The sequence below is a fragment of the Streptomyces sp. SID3212 genome (genome assembly GCF_009865405.1).
Taxonomy (GTDB): domain Bacteria; phylum Actinomycetota; class Actinomycetes; order Streptomycetales; family Streptomycetaceae; genus Streptomyces.
Map to the genome: position 1 here is coordinate 1 of NZ_WWJY01001191.1, position 1,639 is coordinate 1,639.

General features: G+C 72.8%; 1 protein-coding gene. It reads right to left on the reverse strand.

What is annotated here, in order from left to right; translation table 11 throughout:
- A partial coding sequence (gene bluB, locus GT042_RS35580; RefSeq protein WP_237531527.1) for a 5,6-dimethylbenzimidazole synthase occupies positions 1–1,639 on the reverse strand: 1,639 nt, incomplete at both ends.

The window sequence follows — 1,639 nt, forward strand, 5'->3', positions numbered from 1 at the left end:
CGCCACCAGCGCCGCCGCGCCCGCGCTCACGCCGTCCAGGATCACCGGCGTACGCAACGACGCGCCGCCCAGCAGGAATCCGACCATCGCCGCGTGTTCCAGGCCGCCCACCGCCGCCAGGACGCCCACCGGGTCGGCCGGGTCGGGGCGGTGGAGGTCGAGGCCACGCCGTACGACATCGATCTTCCGCGCGTGCGTCTCGTCGTTGATGCCGGTGCCCCGGCCGGTGACCTCCGCCGGGTCCTGGCCCGTGTACACGCAGATCAGCGCCGCCGACACCGTGGTATTGGCGATGCCCATCTCCCCCGTCAGCAGCGCCTTGTTGCCCGCCGCCACCAGGTCGCGGGCCGTCTCGATGCCCACCTCGATCGCCGCGAGCACCTCCTCGCGGCTCAGCGCGGGTCCGGTCGTGAAGTCCGCCGTGCCCGCCCGTACCTTGCGGGGCAGCAGCCCCGGCGTGGCCGGGAGGTCACCCACGACACCCACGTCGATCACACACACCTCGGCACCCACCTGGTTGGCGAACGCGTTGCACACCGCGCCCCCGCCGAGGAAGTTCGCGACCATCTGCGCGGTCACCTCCTGCGGCCACGGGGTCACCCCCTGGGCGTGCACCCCGTGGTCACCCGCGAAGATCGCCACCGCCGCCGGCTCCGGGATCGGCGGCGGGCACAGCCGCGACAGACCGCTGAGCTGGGCGGAGATGATCTCCAGCATGCCGAGCGCACCCGCCGGCTTCGTCATCCGCTTCTGCCGCTCCCACGCCTCCCCCAGCGCCTTCGCGTCCAGCGGGCGGATCGCCGCGACCGTCTCCTGGAGCAGATCCTGCGGCTCCCCGCCGGGCAGCGCGCGGCGGCCGTACGTCTCCTCGTGGACGACCCAGGACAGCGGGCGGCGCTTGGACCAGCCCGCCTGCATCAGTTCGGGTTCCTCCGGGAACTCGTCCACGTACCCGACCACCAGATACGCCACGACCTCCAGGTGCTCGGGCAGGCCCAGCGCCCGTACCATCTCGCGCTCGTCGAAGAAGCTGACCCAGCCGACGCCGAGCCCTTCCGCGCGGGCCGCGAGCCAGAGGTTCTCCACCGCGAGCGCGGAGGAGTACGGCGCCATCTGCGGCTGCGTGTGACGGCCGAGCGTGTGCCGGCCACCGCGTGTCGGGTCGGCGGTGACCACGATGTTCACCGGGGTTTCGAGGATCGCCTCGATCTTCAGTTCCTTGAACTGCTTCGCCCGGCCCTTGGGCAGCGACTTCGCGTACGCCTCGCGCTGGCGCTGCGCCAGTTCGTGCATGGAACGCCTGGTCTCCGCCGAGCGGATGACCACGAAGTCCCAGGGCTGGGAGTGGCCGACGCTCGGCGCGGTGTGCGCGGCCTCCAGGACGCGGAGGAGCACTTCGTGCGGGATCGGGTCGGAGCGGAAGCCATTGCGGATGTCGCGGCGTTCGCGCATCACGCGCAGTACGGCGTCGCGCTCCGCGTCGTCGTAGCCGGACGCCGCGGCGATGCTTTCGTCTGCGACGGGGGCGGGGGCCGACTCCGCCGCTGGTACCGCTTCGGCCGCGAGGGGTGTTGCTTCGTCCGTCTCCGGTACGGAGGCGGCCTCGGGCGCCGGCTCCGGGGCGCTCTCGGGCGCGGGC